This is a genomic window from Parabacteroides sp. APC149_11_2_Y6, from assembly GCF_054506995.1.
Genome location: NZ_CP173709.1, coordinates 722,651 through 741,982 on the forward strand (window position 1 = coordinate 722,651; position 19,332 = coordinate 741,982).

The 19,332-nt window shown below is 41.1% G+C and carries 16 protein-coding genes; 5 read left to right on the forward strand and 11 right to left on the reverse strand.

The annotated features are described in order from the left end of the window. Positions 1 to 131: 131 nt before the first annotated feature. The 4 genes from ACGE0T_RS02980 to ACGE0T_RS02995 form a co-directional block, all read right to left on the reverse strand. Positions 132 to 575 carry a DUF6078 family protein gene (locus ACGE0T_RS02980; protein ID WP_459189055.1) on the reverse strand — a complete coding sequence of 148 codons (444 nt, stop codon included), beginning with the start codon at positions 573 to 575 and terminating at the stop codon, positions 132 to 134. 125 nt (positions 576 to 700) lie between these two features. Beyond that, positions 701 to 1,786, reverse strand: coding sequence for a DNA polymerase IV (gene dinB / locus ACGE0T_RS02985; RefSeq protein ID WP_459189056.1), 1,086 nt, complete (start codon positions 1,784 to 1,786; stop codon positions 701 to 703). Next, a complete protein-coding gene (locus ACGE0T_RS02990; RefSeq protein WP_459189057.1) occupies positions 1,786 to 3,369 on the reverse strand; it encodes a YfcC family protein in 1,584 nt (527 codons plus the stop codon). Before ACGE0T_RS02990 ends, dinB begins: the two co-directional genes overlap by 1 nt. Next, positions 3,366 to 4,655 carry a DNA recombination protein RmuC gene (locus ACGE0T_RS02995; RefSeq protein WP_459189058.1) on the reverse strand — a complete coding sequence of 430 codons (1,290 nt, stop codon included), beginning with the start codon at positions 4,653 to 4,655 and terminating at the stop codon, positions 3,366 to 3,368. Before ACGE0T_RS02995 ends, ACGE0T_RS02990 begins: the two co-directional genes overlap by 4 nt. Positions 4,656 to 4,819: 164 nt before the next feature. On the opposite strand from ACGE0T_RS02995, the gene tpx reads away from it, so the two are divergent. Both tpx and ACGE0T_RS03005 read left to right on the forward strand, forming a co-directional pair. Further along, positions 4,820 to 5,323, forward strand: coding sequence for a thiol peroxidase (gene tpx, locus ACGE0T_RS03000; protein WP_459189059.1), 504 nt, complete (start codon positions 4,820 to 4,822; stop codon positions 5,321 to 5,323). A gap of 182 nt (positions 5,324 to 5,505) precedes the next feature. After that, a complete protein-coding gene (locus tag ACGE0T_RS03005; RefSeq protein ID WP_459189060.1) occupies positions 5,506 to 6,723 on the forward strand; it encodes an MFS transporter in 1,218 nt (405 codons plus the stop codon). A 34-nt stretch (positions 6,724 to 6,757) separates the two neighbouring features. On the opposite strand, the gene ACGE0T_RS03010 is transcribed toward ACGE0T_RS03005, so the two are convergent. Continuing rightward, positions 6,758 to 7,450, reverse strand: coding sequence for a response regulator transcription factor (locus ACGE0T_RS03010; RefSeq protein WP_459189061.1), 693 nt, complete (start codon positions 7,448 to 7,450; stop codon positions 6,758 to 6,760). Beyond that, positions 7,419 to 8,924, reverse strand: coding sequence for a sensor histidine kinase (locus tag ACGE0T_RS03015; protein ID WP_459189062.1), 1,506 nt, complete (start codon positions 8,922 to 8,924; stop codon positions 7,419 to 7,421). Before ACGE0T_RS03015 ends, ACGE0T_RS03010 begins: the two co-directional genes overlap by 32 nt. Before the next feature lie 152 nt (positions 8,925 to 9,076). Between ACGE0T_RS03015 and ACGE0T_RS03020 the strand changes: the two genes are divergently transcribed. Both ACGE0T_RS03020 and ACGE0T_RS03025 read left to right on the forward strand, forming a co-directional pair. Then, positions 9,077 to 11,221 carry an outer membrane beta-barrel protein gene (locus tag ACGE0T_RS03020; protein ID WP_459189063.1) on the forward strand — a complete coding sequence of 715 codons (2,145 nt, stop codon included), beginning with the start codon at positions 9,077 to 9,079 and terminating at the stop codon, positions 11,219 to 11,221. A 64-nt stretch (positions 11,222 to 11,285) separates the two neighbouring features. Next, entirely contained in the window at positions 11,286 to 12,587 is a 1,302-nt protein-coding gene (locus ACGE0T_RS03025; RefSeq protein ID WP_459189064.1) for an MATE family efflux transporter, read from the forward strand. Here ACGE0T_RS03025 and ACGE0T_RS03030 read toward each other — a convergent pair. The 4 genes from ACGE0T_RS03030 to ACGE0T_RS03045 all read right to left on the reverse strand — a co-directional run bounded on the left by ACGE0T_RS03030 (position 12,579) and on the right by ACGE0T_RS03045 (position 16,862). Beyond that, positions 12,579 to 13,127, reverse strand: coding sequence for a transposase (locus ACGE0T_RS03030; RefSeq protein WP_459189065.1), 549 nt, complete (start codon positions 13,125 to 13,127; stop codon positions 12,579 to 12,581). The two genes, ACGE0T_RS03025 and ACGE0T_RS03030, sit on opposite strands and share 9 nt — an antisense overlap. Before the next feature lie 94 nt (positions 13,128 to 13,221). Beyond that, on the reverse strand, positions 13,222 to 14,928 hold the full coding sequence (locus tag ACGE0T_RS03035) for an acyl-CoA dehydrogenase family protein (protein ID WP_459189066.1): 1,707 nt from the start codon (positions 14,926 to 14,928) through the stop codon (positions 13,222 to 13,224). 4 nt (positions 14,929 to 14,932) lie between these two features. Continuing rightward, on the reverse strand, positions 14,933 to 15,952 hold the full coding sequence (locus tag ACGE0T_RS03040; RefSeq protein ID WP_459189067.1) for an electron transfer flavoprotein subunit alpha/FixB family protein: 1,020 nt from the start codon (positions 15,950 to 15,952) through the stop codon (positions 14,933 to 14,935). 4 nt (positions 15,953 to 15,956) lie between these two features. Beyond that, positions 15,957 to 16,862, reverse strand: a complete 906-nt coding sequence (locus ACGE0T_RS03045) for an electron transfer flavoprotein subunit beta/FixA family protein (RefSeq protein ID WP_459189068.1) — start codon at positions 16,860 to 16,862, stop codon at positions 15,957 to 15,959. 230 nt (positions 16,863 to 17,092) lie between these two features. Here ACGE0T_RS03045 and pdxH point away from each other — a divergent pair, with 230 nt between their 5' ends. Then, positions 17,093 to 17,737 carry a pyridoxamine 5'-phosphate oxidase gene (pdxH, locus tag ACGE0T_RS03050; RefSeq protein WP_459189069.1) on the forward strand — a complete coding sequence of 215 codons (645 nt, stop codon included), beginning with the start codon at positions 17,093 to 17,095 and terminating at the stop codon, positions 17,735 to 17,737. A 119-nt stretch (positions 17,738 to 17,856) separates the two neighbouring features. Here pdxH and ACGE0T_RS03055 read toward each other — a convergent pair whose 3' ends face one another. Further along, complete coding sequence (locus ACGE0T_RS03055; protein ID WP_459189070.1) at positions 17,857 to 19,320, reverse strand: SusD/RagB family nutrient-binding outer membrane lipoprotein; 1,464 nt, start codon at positions 19,318 to 19,320, stop codon at positions 17,857 to 17,859. Positions 19,321 to 19,332 lie beyond the last annotated feature (12 nt).

The following is a 19,332-nucleotide window of genomic DNA, read 5'->3' on the forward strand; positions in this document are numbered from 1 at the left end:
TCAAAGGCTGAAACTTTTTGTTTCAACGTGTGGAACTTATAGTTTCATCGGCTGAAACTTTTTGTTTTATGCTGTTGAAACTTTTAATATGTGAGTAGGAACTTTTACAGACCAGGGGGCTATTGTTTTTTTTACCAGTTATATTCGTCGGTATAGTAATCGTAGACTGGCTCTTCGGTGATTCCCTTTTCTTTGAAAAGCTGTAAGATGTAACGTTGGTCGTCGGGCGAAAGCGCATGTTCTTTCCGGTAAAAACGATAGTAGAGGGATTTGTTGAAATGGTTAATCATTTCGTTCCTGAGTTCTGTGGCATCTTTGTGGGGGACATTATCAAGTAAATGGGTGATACCCCATGCCATATGGCTTTTTGACTGTGGTTTGAAATGGGGGCAGGTGTGCCCATTTGAAAGGAAACATGCCGGATTCACAATCGTGATGAAACTTCTGTCCGGTGTATTGTTTATAGCAGCTAAACGGCGTAGGCAATCATTTGTTTTCGGGCATTGGTCATTGAAGCAATGCGCGAAATAACGAGGCACTGATTTGTAATCGAAGCCATCTTTCCTGATTTTCATAACTGAGTCTGTTTTACGTTAGATTTTTATGTGTAAGTTTCGAAATATGAATGGTACAAAGGTAGCAACAATCTGAACAAATTGTCCCATTTAGCGCAGAGATAGCCAAAGAATAATGAGGTCTTTTATTCCCAGTCGCTGAACTCGAAACTCAGTTGTTCCCATTGTGCTTTATCCGCTTTCTCTTCATGCGGGTTGGAGACAGAAAGCCCGATCAGGCGGATCGGGTGGGTTGTATATTCTATATCATTCAGTAGTTGTTTGGCTAAAGGCAGGATGTCTGCCAGTACCGAAAGCTCTTTAGGTTGTGTGATACTACGGGTTTTCTGGCTGAAATCGTGGAATTTGATTTTCAAAGTTAACGTATTCCCTTTAAAGCCGGAATGTTGCAAGCGTTCGATAAGTTCGGTTGCCACATGGTAAAGTTCTATGATGACGGACGAGCGGATGGAGATATCTTTTTCGAGTGTATGTTCGCAGCCTACGGATTTCCGGATACGGATGGCTTCGACCGGGCGTAAGTCTATCCCTCTGGCAAATTCATAATATAATGCTCCGGCTTTGCCGAACTGGCGCGTCAGCATTTCTAAGGAACAGGTCTTTAAATCTGTTCCGTTATGGATACCTAGCGTATGCATCTTCTTGGCTGTTACCGGGCCGATGCCCCAGAAGGATTCGATAGGTAGTTTATTAATAAACTTTTCAGCCTGTGCCGGATGGATGGTACAAAGACCGTCCGGTTTGCGGAAGTCGGATGCTATTTTTGCAAGGAATTTATTGTAGGAAATCCCGGCTGATGCAACCAAATGGAGTTCTTCCCGGATACGGCGTTTGATTTCTTTGGCTATATCTACGGCAAGTAGGATTCCTTGCTTGTTTTCGGTTACATCCAGAAAAGCTTCATCTAAAGAGAGTGGCTCTATTATATCCGTATAGTCGTGAAATATTTCGTGGATTTGCCGGGAGACGGCTTGGTATACATCCATTCTACCCGGAACAAAAATCAGTTGGGGGCAGAGCCGTTTGGCTTTTTGTGAAGACATGGCGGAACGTACGCCGAATTTCCGTGCCTCGTAGCTTGCTGCTGCAACGACACCCCGTTCTTCGGCATGTCCTACGGCAATGGGTAAGCCCCGTAATTCAGGGTTATCCCGCTGTTCCACAGAAGCGTAGAATGCATCCATGTCGATATGTATGATTTTTCGTTCCATTAAAATCCGTTCATCGGAATCAGTACTGTCGGAATTAACAGCAAGAACCCGAGAATCACCAGCAATAAAATAAATTTCCATGCCCACCGGAACCATTTGTCGTAAGGAATACGGCTTACTCCCAGAACGGCAATCAGGACTCCGGAGGTCGGAGTCAGAAGATTGGTAAATCCGTCACCGAACTGGAATGCCATTACCGTAGCCTGTTTGGATAGACCGATTAAATCCGAAAATGGTGCCATAATAGGCATTGTCAAAGCAGCCTTGGCACTTCCGGACGGAATAACCAGATTGATAAGCGTTTGTATAACATACATCATACCGACTGTAGCTACCTGTCCGAGCCCGTCCATTCCTTGGGCAAGACTGTGGAGGATTGTGTCTATTACAAGCCCGTCTTTTAAAATCACTATAATTCCTCCGGCTAAACCTACCACCAGAGCGGCACTCATAATATCTTTACACCCCTCCATAAATAACTTAACAAGTTCGTTAGGGGTTCGGTTGTTGGAAATTCCAGCCGCCAGTCCGAGGGCAAAGAATAAAGTGGCAATTTCCATGATATACCAGCCATATCCCATTACTCCGGTAATCAGATAAAAAATAGTGAAGAACAACAGGTTTAATATATACAGATGTACTGTTTTCCGGAGAGCGGCAACAGATGTTATAACAAATGCAACAGTCAACAGGGGTAATAATGGTAATCCTTCTATTATACTGTTCCCTATTTTTAAACTGGTGACCGGGTAGCATATAGAAAATATAATTTGTATGATAGTGAGTGCTCCAAAACAGCCCCAGGCTGTTTTAGGAGTATGGTATTCTATTTCAAACGAGTTGTTGCCATGCAAATCCCTCCAGTACTGGTCTTCTTCATATACCAGGGAAAGGCGGGGGGTTTTCTTTACTCTGGCTGCATATCGTAGTATATAGGTAAAGCCTACCACATTAATGACCAGCCAACAGAATATGCGGTATTCAATACCGGAAAAGAGAGGGATTCCGGCTAATCCCTGGGCTATTCCTATGGTAAAAGGATTGAGTATCGCTCCGGCAAATCCTAATCCTGCCGCGACGAATACCATGCAGACACCTGTTATAGAGTCGTATCCCATTGATATGGCCATAGGAACCAATACCATACAGAAGGCAATGGTTTCCTCACTCATTCCGAATACAGCTCCGAAAATACTGAATAGAAGCATGATGGAAATCAGGAGGAAGTTTTCCACTCCGATTTTCCGGAGAAAGCGGTTGTTTTCCATTCTCCGGGCGCGGCGCAGGAAGCTGATTGTGCCGATGTCGAAGGCTTTACTATCATTTACAATCCAGAAAGCTCCCCCGATTATCAGGATAAAGACAATAATATCCGCTTTATCAACGAAGCCTTTATAGAAAGCAGCGAATACCTGCCAGGTTTGGGGTACATGTTCGACAGCCTGGTAGACTACTGTTTTTTGTCCTTCAGCATTAATTATTTCAGTGTATTGCCCTCCCGGTATAAACCAGGTTAAAGCAGCACAAAAAAGTATGATATAAAATATAATAACGTAGGTATGGGGGATTTGTCTTTTCTTCATGATTTATTATTTTCTTCTTCTGTTATTTCCTCATCGTTGGTGAAAGCTCCGATTTCCGGAATGATTGCACGTGCTTCGCGGTCGCTTAATGTATCCACATCTTTTAGTTTACGTTGGATAGCACGGGTGCGGGTTCCTAATACTTCTTCTATTTGCCCGCTGGCTGTTTGCAGGTTTTTCTGGGCTTTTTCCAGCATTCCGCCGACTTTTTCAAATTCTTTTTTGACTGCACCAAGGATTGTCCAGACTTCTCCGGAATGTTTTTGGATGGCAAGTGTACGGAATCCCATTTGCAAGCTGTTGAGGATGGCTGCTAATGTCGTAGGACCGGTAACAACTACTTTATAATTACGCTGTAAATCTTCCAAAAGGGAAGAACGGCGTACTACTTCGGCATAAATTCCTTCGAAGGGCAGGAACATGATACCAAAATCGGTGGTTGCCGGAGGGGCAAGATATTTGTCGGAAATGTCTTTTGCCATTTTCTTTATGGTAGTTTCCAGTAATTTGCCGGCAGCTTCTATAGCAGAAGCATCAGTCTGGTCGTATGCGTCTAATAATTGTTCGTAGACATCTTTGGGAAATTTAGCGTCGATGGGCAGGTAGACAAATTCGTGCATGTCGTCCCGTCCGGGTAACTTGACTGCAAACTCAACAACGGCGTCTGAGCCTTTCTTTGTATGTACATTGGCGTCATATTGCTCGGGGGCAAGGATTTGTTCCAATAACATGCTTAGTTGGATTTCTCCGATATTTCCCCTTGTTTTTACGTTACTGAGTACCCGTTTTAATCCACCTACGTCTTGTGCCAAGGTTTGCATTTCTCCTAATCCTTTTTGTACGCTTTCCAACTGTTCGGTAACCAGGCGGAAGGATTGCCCGATTCGGTCGTTCAGCGTTTTTTGCAGCTTTTCATCTACGGTAATACGGATTTCTTCCAACCTTTTCTCTGTATTTGCCACTAAAAAACGCTGTTGTTCGTCCAGATTTGCGAACTTTTCCCGCTGTAGATTGTTGAATGATACGATACCACGATCGAAAGCTTCACGAAATTCGTTCATGGAACGTGTTAGCTCTTCGCGGTTATCCCGGGCAACGATACGGCTTTCTTCACGGTTAAGTCGGAAATCTTCACGGAAATTTTTTTCTATACGGTCGAAAGAACGTTGCATTTCGTCAAAAAGGCGCTTCAGTTCATCTGTCGTGTCCGACTTGTCTTGTTTGGGTCGTAAAATAAGTTGTAAAATAATGATAATAACGAGTATACATACAATAAGCCAGTCCATGTTTTTCTTATTTTTCGCCAAAGATAGGAAAAGAGTTTTTGTGTTAAGTAATTAAAAAACATTAAAAAGGGAAACTTTCTTGCATATACATTGGTTTACATTGCGCAAAGCAGCTTATATTTGTATGCCGCTTTGAGAGTAAGGAACATAAAATACTACAAAAAATGGCAAAAATTACATTTAAAGGTAATGAGGTAAATACCAATGGTACTTTACCAGCAGTAGGAGCAGAGGCTCCGGATTTTAAGGGTGTAAAAAATGATTTATCAGAATTATCCCTGAAAGATCTGAAAGGAAAGAATGTTGTAATTAATGTATTTCCGAGTTTGGATACAGCAGTTTGTGCCGCCTCGGTAAGACGTTTTAATAAAGAAGCTGCTTCTCTACCCAATACAGTAGTTTTAGCAGTATCAAAAGATTTACCATTTGCGCAAGGACGTTTCTGTACTACGGAAGGTATAGATAAAGTGGTTCCACTTTCTGCATTCCGTTGTTCTTGCTTCGAAAATAAGTACGGGATGCTTATGGTCGACGGTCCGCTTAAAGGTTTATTAGCCCGTGGCGTGATAGTAGTTGACGAAACTGGTAAGGTTGTTTATGAAGAACTTGTTTCCGAAATAACAAACGAGCCAAATTACGAAGCCGCAATCGCTTCGCTAAAAAACTAATAAATTTGATTATTGTTTTTCATTGGTTAAAGTTAAGGGTTAGTGTAGGAGGCTGTCGGATGTGAATCTCGCAGCCTTCGTTTTTTTAGTTGACAGTTGACAAGTGACAGTTGACAGTGTTTTTAGCTGACTAAAAAAATAAACGTGGGTTCTTTTGTTACTTGTCAATTATCAATTATTTTATGAATAACTGGAAAAGAGTATTCGCTATTATATGGACCGGGCAGTTTTTTTCCATACTAACCAGCTCGATTGTCAATTTTGCAATTGTTTTGTGGCTTAGCTTTGAAACGAAATCTGCTGAGGTACTGGCTTTTGCAACGATAGCAGCTATGCTTCCCCAGTCGATATTGGGATTGTTTACCGGTATTTTTATCGACCGATGGAAAAGGAAGCGGGTGATGATTTTGGCTGATAGTTTTATTGCTTTTTGTACAATGATTCTGGCTGTCTTGTTTTATCTGGATATAGCCCGGATAGGACATGTGTATATTTTGCTGGCAATGCGTTCGGTGGGTTCTGCGTTTCATATGCCGGCGATGCAGGCTTCCGTTCCTTTACTGGCTCCAAAGTCGGAATTGATTCGTATTGCCGGGATAAACCAGATAATCCAGTCGGCATGTAATATTGCCGGACCGGCTTTAGCTGCTCTTTTTATCTCGTTTATGAAGATGACGAATATCCTTTTACTGGATGTGATAGGAGCGGCATTGGCTTGTACTTCGCTTTTGTTCGTGACGATTCCTGACCCGGAAAACGAAGAACGAACGCAAAAAGTCCGGTTGCTGAAGGAGGCAAAAGAAGCGTTTACGGAAGTACGCAATCAAAACGGGCTGTCCTGGCTGTTCATCTTGTCCATTATAGGTACATTCTTTATTATGCCGGTGAGTGTGTTGTATCCGTTGATGACTCTTAATCATTATTCGGGAAATGCATATCAGATTAGTCTGGTAGAGGCAGCCTGGGGAACAGGGGCTTTGTTGGGCGGAGCTTTTCTGGGAATGAAAAAATTCCGGATCAATGAAATATCATTGATTAACTGGATGTATATTTTATTGGGTTCCACATTTCTGTTTTCGGGAGTCTTGCCGGTTTCAGGGTATCCGTTGTTTGTCATATTGACAGCTATAGGTGGTATTTCGGGTTCCCTTTATATGGCATCATTTACAACCGTAGTCCAAACCCGTATTAATCCGGCTGTAATGGGACGGGTATTTTCTTTTTATATGAGTGTAAGTATGCTTCCTTCTATGATAGGTCTGATGAGTACCGGATTCCTTGCCGATACGATAGGTATTGGGCATACCTTTATAATCGGTGGAGTTTTGGTCGGGATAATAGGAGTTGTCTCTTTCTTTATTCCTTCAATAATGGCGTTGAGAAACAGTTTCCGGAAATAAACCAATCTGATTTGTAGAATGCTGTTGGTTTATATCAGAGTTGCTCGCAAATTAATTTATAGCCGATACCTCGTACGTTCAGTATCTTGATGCGGGGGTCTTTTTCCAGTTTATGGCGTAGTTTGGTAATAAATACATGCAGGCTGCGTGCATTGTAAAAGCTATCGTCTCCCCATAAATTGAGAAGAATATCTTTACTGTAAATAGGTTGGGTTTCGTTTTCGCATAAACGCTTTAATATTTCTGATTCTTTGAAAGAGAGTGTATTGCTTTCTCCGGCTATTAATAAGGTTTGAGTTTTAGGATAGAAAGTATAAAGCCCTATTTCATAGAATCCGGCCTTCTCTTCTTCTGCTTTACTTTTGCTGAGAAGAGCTTTCGTGCGAACAATTAATTCCCGTAGGCTGAAAGGCTTGCGTACATAATCGTTTGCTCCTGATTCGAACCCGGAAACAATATCATCGGTAGAGGAACGGGCACTGAGAAACAGAACCGGAGTTTCTTTATCTTCTTTCCGGATCCGGCTTATCATTTCAAAACCATCTATTCCCGGCATCATAATATCCGCAATAATTAAGTCGGGGTGATATTTATAATAAGAATCGATTCCTTGTAAACCGTTGTTTGCAATCACCGCTTCATACCCCTCGGCTTCGAGCGCATCCTGGATAATCATAGCCAGGGTAACTTCATCTTCAACAATTAGAATCTGTTTTGTATTTTTCATGTTTTTGTGGTAATATGATAGTGAAACTACTGCCTTTTCCGGGAATGCTCTCTACTTCGATTGTTCCGTTATGCTTTTGAACCATTGTCCTGACATAAAATAATCCGATTCCATATCCTTTTACCGGATGGCCTTTTTCGTTGGGTATGCGGTAAAATTTATCAAAAATGTGTGGCAGGTTTTCTTTGTTGATACCTATGCCATTGTCTGTTATCCTGATTTGAATATGGCCTTCTGTACCTGTGGCACTTATTCGGATGACCGGATTATCTCCGGAATATTTGATTGCATTGTCTATAATGTTACTGATAACATTATATAAATGTGTCCGGTCTGCATCCAAACAGATTGTGTCCGGTTTGATTTCTAACTCAGTTTGGAATGGCTTGGACGACTTGATTGTTTGTTGTTCTATGATTTTGTCAATCAGTTCCTTTAATTGAGTTGGCTCGAATTTGAGTTTGAAATCTTTTTTGTGTTCCAGGCTTAAAGAAAGTATTTGCTCTACCATACTGCTGAGTCGCTGAAGTTCTTCGTGGCAGATGTGAAGGTATTTGTTAGTCTTTTCTTTGTTTTCAATAATGTTATAATGAATCATGGCTTCGATTGCCGCATAGGTAATGGCTATCGGAGTTTTTAATTCATGGGTGACATTATGGGTAAAATCATCTTTTAGCTGTTCGACTGTTTTCTGGTGAAGAAGGAAACGAATCATATAAGTAAACGAAATGACCAGAATCAGGAGGATAAGGAATGAAGATAATAAGATACCGGTCATCATCCGGATGGTACTCCATTGGGTGGATTCTGCATAGATGTAATAGGCTTTGGGCTTATATGTCGTGTATTTCCACTGGTAGAGTTCATAGTTTGATAAATCGGTATTTTCAGGAATGGAAGAGGCAATAATAGAACTGTCTTTTAAATCGATTATTTTAGTAAAATGCCGGATATCCAGACCATTATTATGCAAATGAGAGGTTAGGATACTGTCAAAACGGGCAATGCCAATCGGGGCAATTTTGTTGTCGATGATTTCATGAAGGGACTGTTGCATTTGTAATCCTAAAAGACCGAGGGAGCTGTATGCTTCTCCGACTTTTACCGCGGTACTTTTCAGCATCCACTGGTTTTCTTCACTGATATTTTTGTATAGGTTCGTGTCTAAAGGAAGGATTTTATAGGTATCGGATTGTACTGAGTCTTTACCTGGAAACTTAGTCGAAATACCAAAGTTCCCTTCAGAATCAACAATACTGCTTGTTTCCCGCTGTTTTTTCAGAATTTTACTAATCCGGTCGGCACGATCGAATAGCTCTATATGATCGGCATCTTTGATCGCCTGCATGATAGTTTCTTTATTCCGTTTTTGGTAAACATGATATAAATCGGTTATCCAGAATAATTGATAGACAAATATTCCGGACAGGGAAATGATGACCAATAGAACAATGTATTTGAAGGACGATTTCATATAAACAAATTTAAGGAAAGTTTGATTATGCCGGTTTATTTAGTAAGACTAAATAACATTCAATGGACAGGTGTTATATACTCTTATCAAATAAGAGGAAAGTTTGGAAGTTCCGGCAGAACATCTCAATTTTGACAAAAAAGAAAAATGCCATGAAATATATCTACTCTTTGTTGATAATCCTCTTTGGTGTTTCTAATGAGTTGTATGCACAAGAAACGAAAGGTTCAGGGCGCATTGTCATGAACGATAGTATCGAAGTGGATTTGCCCGAAGTTTTTATTAAAGCTGAACATCCTTTGGTGAAAATATCAGAAGGCAAATTACAGTTTGACGTGCCGAGTCTGATAAAGAGTAAGCCGGTGGATAATGCCTTTGATATATTAGGAGAATTACCAGGTGTACAGAAAGAGGGGGATAATGTTTCTATTATCGGAACGCCAGTTACGGATATTCTGATAAACGGGCGGAAAAGTTCAATGAGTACTGAACAGATAATCGATTTACTTAAGTCGACATCGGCCTCCAAAGTTCGCCATGTGGATGTTTTGTATAGTACTCCTCCTCAGTATGGGGTACGGGGGGCTGCGATTAATATATTGATAGAAAATGACCGGAACTTGAAAGATGTGCTGAAAGGAGAGGTTACTTTCGTAGGAAAACAAGGCTATTATTTTTCTCCATCCGGTAGGGCAAATCTGTTTTATATAGGAAAAAGATACTCGGTAGATGCTTCTTATTCTATTGGTTATAATCAGGGGAGGAATGAAGAGGAAATGTTAGCTCAGCCCACAGTAAATGGCGAGTTGTATGATATAAGGCAGGACAATTGGTATAAAACGCATAGTCTGTCTCATAAGGTGAGGACTTCTTTGGATATCGATTTGAAAAACCGGGATAAATTATCTTTTTCTTATACCGGCAGCTTTTATGATCCGAACCAAATTTCCCGGCGTGGAGCTGTTACGGAGTTTATGGGATTGAACCGGATAGAGACAGAGAGTGAGTTATATTCTCATTCATTGATGCATAGTGCACGTGCGGATTATGTGGGGCATTCAGGTTTGAATATAGGAGTGGATTATACTTTCAGCCGGGATAAAGATATTCAGGTGCTTGTGAATAAATTGGATAAAGGTGGCGAACAATCCATTTATACCTTATTCCGGCAGCGTGTGAACCGGGGAAATTTGTATCTTAATAAAAGTCATAAGCTACCTCAGGGGTGGGTTTTGAATTATGGGATTGAAGGTCCCTATTCGGATACTTGGAATGAATCCGGACAGGTATTTAAAAACGGAGAAGGGGAAGATGATGTTTCTTTCAGTTTACAACAAAAGGATTATGCGGCGAATGGCTTCATCGGTTTTACGAAGAAGTTTGGGAAAAAAATATCTTTGGATGCTTCCGTCTCTTTACAATACTATCGGGCTACTGTTGATTCGGCTGGGGAGAAAAGGACGCTATGGAACCGGATTAGTCCGTTTCCTCAGTTGACTTTTACTTATCGGAGTACCCCTTCCGGTGTATGGATGATTTCTTTTTCAAGCGATAAATCGTATCCTTCTTATTGGATGACAACTCCGAATGTCCACTATATGAATGTATATACGTCTATTGTCGGCAATACGGATTTAAAGCCGCAATATACGTATACAGGAGTGGTGAATTATATTTTGAAAGGGAAGTATGTCTTTGGTGCGGTTGCTTCGATACAACCGGATAAGATATTGCAGCAGACGTATCAATATCATGACCGGATGCAATCTGTTTTCCGTACAATTAACCTGGATGTTTATAATACATTCCTGCTGATGGCTGTGATACCGTTTAAAGCCGGAAATTTTATGAGTTCAAAATTAACTTTATCGGGAGCGGTATTGCATCAGAGAGGTGTTTTGTATGATATTTCATTTAATCGTACGAAATTGTTTGGAAGAGCCGCTCTGACCAATACATTTTTCCTGACAAAAGACAAGAATGTATCTTTGGAACTGAGTGGTTATTGTATCTCGCCTGTTATTCAGGGATTATATGATATTGAGCGTATATCGAATGTCTCTATGGGGCTGGTCTGGACTTTTGCAAAGAATAAAATGCGGTTGACTTTGAGAGGGGAAGACCTTTTTCTCGGGCGTTCTCCGGTTACATGTATTGACGAACAGGGGCAAAAGAGCCGGATGAAGCTATTTCAGGATTCCCGGAATGTAACGTTAACGTTACGTTATAGTTTTGGTGGTTATAAAGAGAAAAAAGTGAAAGCGGTTGATACCTCCCGTTTTGGAACCGGAATGTAAGGGATAGGCGGTTGATGTATTATTTTTTATAGCTATCTTTGAATTCCTATTCAGATATGGTTTCATGAACAAAAAGATACTTCAACTGGCATTTCCTTCCATCGTTTCTAATATAACGGTACCCTTATTGGGGTTGGTGGATGTCGCAATTGTAGGACATTTAGGCTCAGCGTCTTATATCGGAGCAATTGCGGTAGGAGGGATGTTATTCAATATCATTTATTGGTTGTTCGGCTTTCTCCGTATGGGAACGAGCGGCATGACTTCACAGGCTTTTGGGCAGAGGGATTTGAAAGAGGTTGCGCGTATTTTGTATCGGGCTGTGGGAGTGGGGATGTTTATTGCATTATTTCTCTTGCTATTACAGTATCCGGTCCGGAAAATAGCATTTGAGCTTTTGGATACGACACCGGAGGTGGAGCAATTGGCTACTTTATATTTTCATATTTGTGTTTGGGGAGCACCGGCTGTTTTAGGCTTATATGGCTTTTCAGGCTGGTATATAGGAATGCAGAATTCCCGTTTCCCTATGTTTATTGCTATTACACAAAATATTGTCAATATTGTGGCAAGCCTATGTTTTGTGTTTTTCTTCGGAATGAAGGTCGAAGGGGTTGCCTTAGGAACATTAATTGCACAATATAGTGGTTTTCTGATGGCTTTATTACTCTGGTTCCTTTATTATGGACGGTTAAAGATTCGAATGCGTTGGAAAGAGATAATGGAACATGGCGCTATGCGCCGTTTCTTTGGAGTGAATAGTGATATCTTTTTTCGAACGCTTTGCCTTGTTGCCGTAACAACCTTTTTTACTTCGACCGGAGCCCGGCAAGGCGATGTTGTGCTTGCAGTGAATACATTGTTGATGCAATTGTTTACCTTATTTTCTTATATAATGGATGGCTTTGCCTATGCGGGCGAAGCGCTTACCGGACGGTATATCGGTGCACGCAACTATGCTGCCCTTAAGCGTATGATACATTTATTATTTGGCTGGGGAATAGGGCTATCGCTTTTGTTTACTTTGCTTTATGGTGCCGGCGGAAAGAGTTTTCTTAGTTTATTAACAAATGATTTGACAGTAATAGGAGAAGCATCCCATTATTTTTATTGGGTATTAGCAATCCCTCTTGCAGGTTTTGCTGCATTTCTGTGGGATGGCATACTGATAGGTGCTACTGCCACCCGCCTAATGTTGTATTCCATGTTAGTAGCTTCCGGAATATTCTTTTCCGTCTATTATCTTTTTTATGGTATAATGGGCAACCATGCATTATGGCTGGCATTCATCCTTTATTTACTGTTACGTGGTATCATGCAATGGGCTTTATGGCATCAAAAACAATCGGCAATTTCATTATCGTAACCTATCGTGTGCCCATTGCTCAGGATTGTTTAAAATATAATTAGATATATTCCAATAAGCCGTCTCATTCCGTATAATATGTTCATAATAATTCCGTTGCCATAATTTTTGATTGTGCAAATCAACCAATTTCGTTGATTGATATTTAAAAAACGCAATAATCCGCCCCAACGTCACCTCGTAGGGGCGGGGTTCGCCCGCCTTTTCCCTGTTCGCCATTTCCGCATCGCCATTAATTTTAATAATCGCATGAAAATGATTGGGCATGACAATATATTCAAAACATTCGATGTTTGGAAATTTGTATTCCAAACCCAAATAACATTGTTCAATTATTTTACCGTGATTGTTTAATATCATTTGGGGGATTAATATGGGGTGGGCGGACCCCACCCCTACGTGGGGAACGTTTTTGATCTCGCCGAATAAATGTTGGCGGGCGTGGGTGCATATTGTTACAAAATATAATCCTTCTTGGGAATAATCGTATCCTTTCAAACGGATGCTGTGGCGATGGTGGATTTGTGGATTGTAATTCATAGTTTGGTTTTGTTTAAATTGTGATAATGGCAAATGTATATAAAAAAACCGGGAATCCTTGTGGAGGCCCGGTTTTTTATGGGATAGAAGCTGGTTACTGTCTGTAATTAGCTAATTCGTCAGCATTGAATTTATTGATGAAGTTGCAGTGTTTTTCCACTTCTGCTTCCGTATAATTCAGATAAACGTTTGCTGATTTGGCGAACATTTCCGGTGCTTTGGTTGCATCTTGGATTAACAGGTGAGCCATGATACAATCAGCAGCCATTTCCATCAGACGACGGGCTACAAAATCAAGTAATTCCTGGTTCTGTGTTTCTTTAACTGCATTTGTACAAGCTTCAAACTTGTTAGTCATTTCTTTCAAACGTCCCATCAGACCTTCCATTTCCGGAGAGCATGGGATAGTTTCAAATTCACGGAGAGTAGCCAGATAAGAACCATTGGTTACATAACGGATGGCTGCAACCGTCTGCAACTGAGTAGTACCTTCATAGATAGAGGTAATACGCGCATCGCGATAAATACGCTGGCAAGCATATTCCAACATGAAACCGGAACCGCCATGGATCTGAATACAGTCATAAGCATTCTGGTTGGCATATTCGGAGTTCATACCTTTAGCAAGCGGAGTGAAGCTGTCAGCCAATTTAGCGAATTTTTTCTGTTCCTGACGTTCTTCAGGAGTCAGTTTGCGTTCGCGGCTGATATCGTCCAATGCCTTATAGATATCAACATAACGAGATGTCTGGTATAATAAGGCGCGACCGGCATCCAATTTAGCTTTCATTATAGAAAGCATATCATAAACAGCCGGGAAATCAATAATAGCTTTACCAAACTGTTTGCGGTCTTTTGCATAAGCCAAACCTTCGTTGTAAGCAGCTTGACTCAAACCTACGGATTGAGCAGCGATACCTAAACGGGCACCGTTCATCAATGCCATTACATATTTAATCAAACCTAATTTACGGTCTCCGCAAAGTTCAGCTTTTGCATTCTTGTAAACTAATTCGCAAGTAGGAGAACCATGGATACCCAGCTTGTTTTCGATACGGCGTACATTTACACCCCCTTCACGTTTGTCGTATACGAACATAGACAAACCGCGTCCGTCTTTTGTCCCTTCCTCAGAACGGGCCAGTACAAGATGAAGATCTGCATCACCATTGGTAATGAAACGCTTCACACCATTCAAACGCCAACAGTTTTCTTTTTCGTCGAAAGTTGCTTTCAACATTACAGATTGCAGGTCGGAACCGGCATCCGGTTCGGTAAGGTCCATAGACATTGTTTCTCCGGCGCAGATACGCGGGATAAAACGGCTATGCTGATCTTCATTACCAAATTCATATAATGTTTCGATACAATCCTGTAGTGACCATATGTTGCCAAATCCGGCATCGGCAGCAGCAACGATTTCTGCACACATCGTGTACGGAGTGATCGGGAAGTTCAAACCACCGAAGCGGCGCGGCATAGTCATACCGTTCAGACCGGCTTTGACCATGGCATCCAGATTTTGTTTCGTACCGGAAGCGTATTCTACACGGCCATTGGCACAATGAGGACCTTCTTCGTCAACGCCTTCTGCATTGGGTGCAATAATCTCTCCGGTGATTTCACCGGTGATTTCGAGTACTTTGTCAAACGAATCCATTGCATCGGCATAATCTTGCGGTGCATAGTCAAACTTATCTTTATCGCTGTAATTGCGTTCTTTCAGTTCGCAAATACGTTCCATCATCGGATTATTCAAGTGATACTTGAGTTCCGGAATGTCTGTATAATAATTTGCCATCTCTTTACTTGCTGTTCTGTTTATAATACTTAATCATCTTAGGAATAACTTCTTCCACACTACCGTTAATCACATAATCGGCAATCGTGTTGATAGGAGCATTCTCGTCGTTATTGATAGAGATGATGATACCGGCATCCTGCATACCTGCGATATGCTGAATTTGTCCGGAAATACCACATGCGATATACAGTTTAGGGCGGACAGTTAAACCTGTCTGACCAATCTGACGGTCATGATCGCAGTAACCTGCATCTACAGCAGCACGGCTGGCGCCAACTTCAGCATGAAGTTCTTTTGCCAATTCGAACAGCATGTTGAAATTTTCTCTCGAACCTACACCATAACCTCCTGCTACTACAATAGCAGCACCTTTCAGGTTATGTTTAGCTTTTTCAACATGGCGGTCGATTACTTTAACGATATAGTCTGCTTCGCTAACATATTTGGCAACATCATGTTTAACAACTTCACCTTTATAGTTTGCATCTACTATTTCTTTTTTCATTACCCCTTCGCGAACAGTTGCCATTTGAGGGCGGTGTTCCGGGTTAATAATGGTAGCTACGATATTACCGCCAAAAGCAGGACGGATCTGATATAAAAGGTTTTCATAGGTTACTCCGGCTCTTTTGTCTTCATGAGAACCGATTTCAAGTGATGTACAGTCGGCTGTCAGACCGCTGGTTAATGCGGAAGAGACACGCGGGCCCAAGTCACGGCCTATTACTGTTGCTCCCATCAGGCAAATCTGAGGCTTTTCTTCTTTGAATAAATTAATCAAAACAGAAGAGTGGGGCAGAGATGTATAAGGGAATAATCCCGGAGCATCAAATACATGCAGTTTATCTACTCCGTAAGGCAAAACTTGCTTTTCGATGCCTTCCAGACCGGAGCCTGCAACAATAGCTTCAAGCTGGCAGTTTAACTGGTTTGCTAACTTACGTCCTTTGGTAAGGAGTTCAAGGCTTACGTCAGCAACAGTTGTGCCTTCAAGCTCACAATATACAAATACATTATTCATAATTTTATCCGATAGTGTGGTTAGCTAACAGTTCAACAATCAAATCTTCAATTTCCTTGTCGGAACCATTCAGCGTTTTGCTTTCTTTTGCCTGAAATACGATATTCTGGATGGCTTTTACTTTTGTAGGAGAACCGGATAAACCGCATTGTGCAGTATCTCCGTTAACATCAGCAACGCTCCATTCCTGAATATTCAGGTAAGGGCGGGTTTCATATAGTTCCGGGTATGGGAGTGCAGTCAGACCTTCCGGGTGACAAGCTGCAGAAGGATTCTTTTCCTGTGCACCTAAAGCCCGTTTGTATTTCATCACCAATTTGGCATTGCGCGGACGGCAGGGAGCAGCGGATCCGTTTACCGTAATAACGATAGGTAGCGGGCCTTCTACAGTTTCCACTCCTCCGTCAATATGGCGTTTTACTGTGATACGTTTAGCACTTTCGTCAACATTCAGGATTTCTTCCGCGTAGGTAATCTGTGTTAATCCTAACTTTTCGGCAACCTGAGGGCCTACCTGTGCTGTATCCCCGTCAATAGCCTGACGACCGCCGATAATGATGTCGTAATCTTTGATTTTCTTAATTGCCGTGGCAAGCGCATAAGAGGTAGCCAGGGTATCGGCACCGGCAAAGGCACGGTCTGTTAATAAATAACCGCCGTCCGCTCCACGGTATAAACCTTCGCGGATAATTTCGGCAGCACGTCCCGGCCCCATGGTCAACAGCGTAACTGTAGTTCCGGGGTAAGCATCTTTCAGGCGCAAAGCCTGTTCCAATGCATTCAGGTCTTCCGGGTTAAAGATTGCAGGAAGAGCAGCACGATTGATAGTCCCGTCTTCTTTCATTGCATCCTTTCCCACGTTGCGTGTGTCCGGAACCTGTTTCGCTAATACAATAATTTTTAAACTCATATTATAGGAATATTAGATTTCTATTGACTTGCAATATTCTTTGATATTTAATTATCAAATCCTTGTCAATCTTACTATATATTGAGTTGCAAAATTAGTCAAACATTCTTTATCTCAAAGAAATTGTGGTTGGAAAGTGCACACTTTTGTTTTTTTTGAGCAGCATATAGAGAACCTTATAATTCATAAACATTTCTATATTTTCCGGTGTTGGATTAATAAAAGGTAATATGAATATCAATATCGGCAATATCCGCAGAGAATATACTAAAGGTGGGTTAAATGAGAAAGACACCCCTTCCGATCCCTTTGATTTATTTGAACATTGGCTTGAGGAAGCTATAAATGCGAAAGCCAATGAACCTACGGCGATGCTGGTTGCAACAGTATCACCTGAAGGAAGACCTTCTGCCCGTACAGTTTTATTGAAGGAATTAAAAGAAGGCAAATTTATTTTTTATACAAATTATAACAGCCGGAAAGGAAAGCATATCGCAGCTACTCCTTTTGTCGCTTTGAGTTTTGTGTGGCACGAATTAGAACGCCAGGTACATATCGAAGGGGCGGTTGAAAAGTTACCTCCTGAAATCTCAGATGCTTATTTTAAGACTCGTCCTTATAAAAGCCGTATTGGAGCCCGTATTTCTCCGCAAAGCCAGCCGATAAGGAGTAGAGCTGAAATCGTGAAACATTTTATTCGTGAATCGATGCGTACATTTCCTAAGGAAGTGGAGCGGCCTGCCAATTGGGGAGGATATGCTGTAACGCCTGTGCGCATCGAGTTCTGGCAAGGGCGGGAAAGCCGTTTGCACGACCGTATCCTTTATACTTTAGAGCAGGATGGAAATTGGAAGAAACAGCGGTTGGCACCATAAATAAAAATAACCGGAGCTAATATCACTATCAACTCCGGTTTTTAAAAGTGTGTACTTTATCTTTTTTATTCGTCAGATAAAGTAAGGTTTTGGATTATATATTTGTAATAATTTGTTTTTTAGTTATTATCTGCAACATCCCACCATACACGTGTATCCAGATTGTCGGCACCTTGTGTTGCAATAGCTGTGTCATAATTCGCTTTATTCGTATTGTAATCATCCGGGTAATATACACGGCGATACGGAATATGTGAAATTGTGGCAGAAGGTCCCGGTTTAATGTTCGGAACATTTAAGCGGCGCCAATCAGACCATGCTTCAACTCCATTTTGCATAAAGTTTGCCAGCCAGCGTTGCATAGCGATCTTTTCAATTTTTTCAGTAGGAGAACCGGTCAGTTTGATTACATCTTGTGCCATATATTTATCGAATTCAGCAGAACTTATGCCATATTGATCGAAAGAAGCTTTTATACCAGCTTTGTATAAGTCTTCTGGATTTTCATTGATCCAACCGCGGACAGCAGCTTCTGCTTCAATAAGTAAAATATGAGACGGAGAAATTACAACAATAGGAGCATTTTGCTTATAATATCTTTTGTTAAAGAATGCCATATCCTCATATTTTGCAATTTCAGATTGAGTGATCCCGAAAGGAACACCTTTGTATTCACCTCTGGAATTCGGTTCTGCATATTCAGCTAAACGTGGATCTTTATATTCTATAAGTTGATCCAGGATAGTTTTAGAAGGGGCAAAGTCTTTACGTCCGCCTGAAACGATATTTGTATATAATGGATTTTCGTTGTCTGTTTCTTCCAGGAATTTATATTCAAGAAGTTCACTGTTCTGAGTCATTCCACCATCTGCATAAGCTTTGGCAAAACGAGCTTTCCCTGTTTCAGGAGCGACATCGGATAGTTTAATAGCCATCATCATGCGTAAAGAAGCATTGAGCTTTTTCCAATTACTGACATTGCCCTGATATAAGATATCATTTGTTTCATTTAATGACCCGGATTCTTCGAACTGGCTGTAAGCCTCGGTAAGTTCTTTATCCAAGTCTTGATAAATAAATTCCTGAGTATCATATTTGGGAGTAAAATTGGCATCGTCTCCTTTCAATGCTTCTGTATAAGGAAGCATACCCATAATATCAGTCAGGTGCATGTAGTAAAATGCGCGTAATGTACGGCTACTGGCCAACTGGTTGTTAGTACTTCCTAAATAAATAACGTTAGAAGCATTTTTTGTCGCTTCATCCGTATTCATTTTGATAATAGTTTCCAGATTCCTGATATTATCATAGTAGTAGGGGCCTGTATTAAAGTCTGTTATACCAAAATCGGAGTATTGGATATTTTGACGTTCAGACAGGTATTGTGGAAACAACTGTGTCCATGGATTGTAATTGGCAACATAAGAAAATGTATAAACTCTCTTACAGGCATATGTGAACAGATAGCGTGTATCTGCCTGTGAAGGGTTATTCGGGTCAATGTTGTCATCTCCGAAATCCCCGCAACTATTAAAAGATAATAGTCCGATTAATGCTAATGCAAATAATTTTATTTTTTTCATAACTTAATCCTT

What these genes read in the sequence shown, in the direction of transcription:
- ACGE0T_RS02980 (WP_459189055.1), bottom strand. Translation starts at nt 575, where the DNA reads ATGAAAATCAGGAAAGATGGCTTCGATTACAAATCAGTGCCTCGTTAT.
- dinB (WP_459189056.1), bottom strand. Translation starts at nt 1,786, where the DNA reads ATGGAACGAAAAATCATACATATCGACATGGATGCATTCTACGCTTCT.
- ACGE0T_RS02990 (WP_459189057.1), bottom strand. Translation starts at nt 3,369, where the DNA reads ATGAAGAAAAGACAAATCCCCCATACCTACGTTATTATATTTTATATC.
- ACGE0T_RS02995 (WP_459189058.1), bottom strand. Translation starts at nt 4,655, where the DNA reads ATGGACTGGCTTATTGTATGTATACTCGTTATTATCATTATTTTACAA.
- tpx (WP_459189059.1), top strand. Translation starts at nt 4,820, where the DNA reads ATGGCAAAAATTACATTTAAAGGTAATGAGGTAAATACCAATGGTACT.
- ACGE0T_RS03005 (WP_459189060.1), top strand. Translation starts at nt 5,506, where the DNA reads ATGAATAACTGGAAAAGAGTATTCGCTATTATATGGACCGGGCAGTTT.
- ACGE0T_RS03010 (WP_459189061.1), bottom strand. Translation starts at nt 7,450, where the DNA reads ATGAAAAATACAAAACAGATTCTAATTGTTGAAGATGAAGTTACCCTG.
- ACGE0T_RS03015 (WP_459189062.1), bottom strand. Translation starts at nt 8,924, where the DNA reads ATGAAATCGTCCTTCAAATACATTGTTCTATTGGTCATCATTTCCCTG.
- ACGE0T_RS03020 (WP_459189063.1), top strand. Translation starts at nt 9,077, where the DNA reads ATGAAATATATCTACTCTTTGTTGATAATCCTCTTTGGTGTTTCTAAT.
- ACGE0T_RS03025 (WP_459189064.1), top strand. Translation starts at nt 11,286, where the DNA reads ATGAACAAAAAGATACTTCAACTGGCATTTCCTTCCATCGTTTCTAAT.
- ACGE0T_RS03030 (WP_459189065.1), bottom strand. Translation starts at nt 13,127, where the DNA reads ATGAATTACAATCCACAAATCCACCATCGCCACAGCATCCGTTTGAAA.
- ACGE0T_RS03035 (WP_459189066.1), bottom strand. Translation starts at nt 14,928, where the DNA reads ATGGCAAATTATTATACAGACATTCCGGAACTCAAGTATCACTTGAAT.
- ACGE0T_RS03040 (WP_459189067.1), bottom strand. Translation starts at nt 15,952, where the DNA reads ATGAATAATGTATTTGTATATTGTGAGCTTGAAGGCACAACTGTTGCT.
- ACGE0T_RS03045 (WP_459189068.1), bottom strand. Translation starts at nt 16,862, where the DNA reads ATGAGTTTAAAAATTATTGTATTAGCGAAACAGGTTCCGGACACACGC.
- pdxH (WP_459189069.1), top strand. Translation starts at nt 17,093, where the DNA reads ATGAATATCAATATCGGCAATATCCGCAGAGAATATACTAAAGGTGGG.
- ACGE0T_RS03055 (WP_459189070.1), bottom strand. Translation starts at nt 19,320, where the DNA reads ATGAAAAAAATAAAATTATTTGCATTAGCATTAATCGGACTATTATCT.